5 protein-coding genes are annotated in these 3297 nt (G+C 55.7%); 3 read left to right on the plus strand and 2 right to left on the minus strand.

The features are described from left to right. On the plus strand, positions 1-381 hold a 381-nt coding region (locus ACWVCN_RS02345), incomplete at its 5' end, for a HEAT repeat domain-containing protein (RefSeq protein ID WP_455243904.1). A gap of 4 nt (positions 382-385) precedes the next feature. On the opposite strand, the gene ACWVCN_RS02350 is transcribed toward ACWVCN_RS02345, so the two are convergent. Both ACWVCN_RS02350 and ACWVCN_RS02355 read right to left on the minus strand, forming a co-directional pair. Beyond that, a complete protein-coding gene (locus ACWVCN_RS02350; RefSeq protein WP_455243905.1) occupies positions 386-1243 on the minus strand; it encodes a metallophosphoesterase in 858 nt (285 codons plus the stop codon). Continuing rightward, the gene (locus ACWVCN_RS02355; protein ID WP_455243906.1) at positions 1240-1851 is read right to left on the minus strand and encodes a hypothetical protein; all 612 of its coding nucleotides are present in this window, start codon (positions 1849-1851) and stop codon (positions 1240-1242) included. Before ACWVCN_RS02355 ends, ACWVCN_RS02350 begins: the two co-directional genes overlap by 4 nt. Before the next feature lie 73 nt (positions 1852-1924). Between ACWVCN_RS02355 and truD the strand changes: the two genes are divergently transcribed. After that, the gene (truD, locus tag ACWVCN_RS02360; RefSeq protein WP_455243907.1) at positions 1925-2983 is read left to right on the plus strand and encodes a tRNA pseudouridine(13) synthase TruD; all 1059 of its coding nucleotides are present in this window, start codon (positions 1925-1927) and stop codon (positions 2981-2983) included. A 97-nt stretch (positions 2984-3080) separates the two neighbouring features. After that, positions 3081-3297: hypothetical protein (locus ACWVCN_RS02365; RefSeq protein WP_455243908.1), on the plus strand; the 217-nt coding region annotated here is incomplete at its 3' end.

Below are 3297 nucleotides of genomic sequence, written 5' to 3' on the forward strand. Positions count from 1 at the left end.
AAACCGGCACGCGAGAAAAGACTGGAAATTGCCTTTACCCTGATCGAGTTGAATGAATACCGTCTGGAGGGGTTGGAATCGGCGGTTCCTGCGATGAAAGAGTTGTTCTCCACGACACTGCAACGGGCTCTGGGGGACAAGCAGCATCGGATTCGGGGGATGGCGGCCAGCCATTTGGGCGTCCTTCAAGACCAGTCGGTCGTATCGCTGCTGGTTAAGGCGTTGGAGGATGACCATGCCTATGTCCGTTCCTGTGCAGCCTTGGGCTTGGGGAGATTGCGGGCACCGGAAACGAAAGAGCGGCTGAAGGTACTTGCGGAAGAAGATTGGGATCAGACGGTACGGAGTCGGGCGAAAGAGGCTCTGGAGCGCATCGGCTGATCGATCAGGCCGCGTTGACCTGTGTCTGCTCGTTAATCCAATCGATGACGACGATCTCCGGATGGCAATTCAATCTGAGAGGAAGGAACGACCAGCCAAGCCCGCGGTTAATATACAGCTTGTGTTCACCCGACCGATGCTCACCCGCAATGCGGCCGTTGCATCCTGGGGGGAGCCAAAAAGTCGGGATGCCAGGGATGCGCCATTGGCCGCCGTGGCTATGACCACAGAGAATCAAGTCGACTTCATGATGTGATTCCATTTGATCCAAGATATTCGGGGCGTGGGCCAGGAGCAGTGTAAAACGCTGTCTGGTTGCAGGTGGTACGCAGCGAAGATCGGCGCGGTGGAGCGATGGATCGTCAACGCCTGCAATCGCCAGTTCCCCGATCCCTGTCTGAACGTAGGTTGTCTGGTTCACAAGGAGGGTGATGCCGTGGCGGTCGGCCAGTTCGGCATACTGCTCCACTGTCACCCCGCTATAATGGTCGTGATTCCCCAGCGTGATGAAGACCGGAGCGATTTTGCGTAGGCGGGCCAGAAAACGGAAGAGGTGCGGGAGCCCTTCCGACACGTTGAGCAGATCCCCGGTGATAAAAATCCAATCGGGGCCCAATTCGTCGATCGAGTCAACGACGCGGTCGTGGCGGGGATGATAGCGGTCGAGATGCAGGTCGCTCAGATGCACTGCGCGGCGTCCGGCAAGGGCCGCATGCGAACAGGTGAGATTTGAGTAAGTATGGGTCGAGAGGCCGAATTCCCAATGCGGAACAAGACTGAACAGACGGTAGAGTGGTTGGCCCAGGTTGTGGCCGACGAAAGATCTGAGCCGATCGAGCCAGGAAACCCCGTGCAAACTCATTTCATTACTTGATCCAACTCGGCTCGATCGCGAATTGTCACACGATATCCACGTTCGTAGAGATGGTTCATGCCTTTCATGACGTCGTCGAGATTTTTCGTGCGATACCATTGGTCGAAGCGGGCATTGAGGATGTCCACGGAAGACAGGGGTGGCGCGGCCTCGTCGTAAGTCAGCGAGAGAGCACGAAACAGATCGTGAAGCTCGGCGGTGCTGTATGATTGGTCGTCATTTTGGTCGGCGACGAGCGCAAATTCGTAGACGGTCATACTGACGGAGAGCAGGGTTTGCGTCTTGGCGAAATCGTTCCGTGCCTCTTCCATACCGCCAGGGTAGTACGTAAGGCAGTCCTGCTCCTGGAAGGATAACGAGGCAGGATTCCAGGCGATGCCTTCGACTGTGGGCGACTTTGGTTTTTTGAGCTCATGGTAAAACCAGGACAGGCAGGTACTGGCCTTCACGAAAGCCTGCTTGTCGACGGAGACTTGCTTCGTGATGTGTGAAACGAATGATAGAAACACCCGGTTATCCAGGGCTGATGCATGGGGAACCTCGGCCAAGAAGATGATCAAGAGCATAGCCCCCAGTAAGGACCATCTGAAGCGCATGGCAGAGTATAACACGATGCCGGCGCCACGCCCGGAAAAGATGTAAAAACTCTTTGGATTGCTCAGGTCCTGTATGCCGACTTCTGAAATGACTCAGCCATACCTTACCGCCTCGATCCTGGGGATCGGCGGCCGAATGCGCGAGTTGCCGGAAGACTTTCAGGTGGAAGAGCGTCCGTTATATCTCCCTTGCGGAGAGGGCGAGCATCTCTATATCACCGTCACCAAACGTTTGTTATCGACGCCGGATCTTGTGCGGAAACTCTCGTCGACTCTCGGGGTGAAGGCACAGGGGATTGGAACGGCCGGGCTGAAAGATGCGAGGGCGGTGACAACGCAGATGATTTCGCTCCACGGAGTCAACCCTGAGCAAATGGCCCGGGTGAAACCTGATGAGCAGATCCTTGGGATCGAGATCCTCGGGCGCCATCGTAATAGACTGCGCCCTGGGCACCATGCGGGGAACCGGTTCCGCCTTGTCATTCGTGGCGTGGCCGACCATGCCCGAGAAACTGTTCCCGCCGTCTTATCTGAATTGGTACGACGAGGAGTTCCGAACTATTTTGGCCCGCAGCGTCAGGGACGATCGGGCGAAAATTACCGACTTGGGGCGGTTCTGCTTGATGACGCGGGGCGTCGGGCGAAAATGAGTCGAGCCAAACGGATGTGGTACCTCAACACGTTCCAATCCTATCTGTTCAATAAAATCCTTGCTCGGCGCATCGACCAGATCGATCGGGTCCTTGCCGGCGATTGGGCGATGAAGATGGGCAACGGAGCCTGTTTCCTCGTGGAGGATGATGTTGCCCAGGAGCAGCCGCGTGCAGAACGATTTGAAATCAGTCCGACCGGAATTCTTTTCGGTTCACGTGTCTCATGGGCGTCCGGTTTCCCAGGCGAAATCGAACGAGCTGTGGCAGACGAAGAAGGGACGACACCAGAAAGTCTGATCCAAGCGGCCAAGGCCTGCGGAATTCAAGGGGAGCGCCGTTCTCTTCGCGTTCAATTGGTTGACCTCGATTGGTCGCTCAACGGTTTCGTTCTCACCATCTCGTTTGCCCTCCCTTCGGGTGCGTATGCGACCAGCGTTCTCCGTGAAATGATGAAATCCCCTGGGACATCTGCCCCGTAGCCGTTTTAGGCAGGCCTTATCCTCACTGATGTGTCACCGCCGGTTCTCTCAATTATCCTGGTGGTACAATGAGGGTACATCAACTGATGAGGCATCGATGGACATGAAATATCAGGAAACCGTGCTCCTTGAAGGGCACATTATCGATTCGCTCATCTTGGCGAAGGTGCTGGACACGATTTTGATGATGGGTGGTTCTTTCGACCTTTCGGAGATGGTCATCGGTAAGACAAGGGTCGACTCGTCTCGCGCAAAAATCGTGGTTCATGCTTCATCGGAGAAGCTTCTCTCGGAGATTCTTCAGGCCATCCAGC

Source organism: Petrachloros mirabilis, from assembly GCF_975968855.1.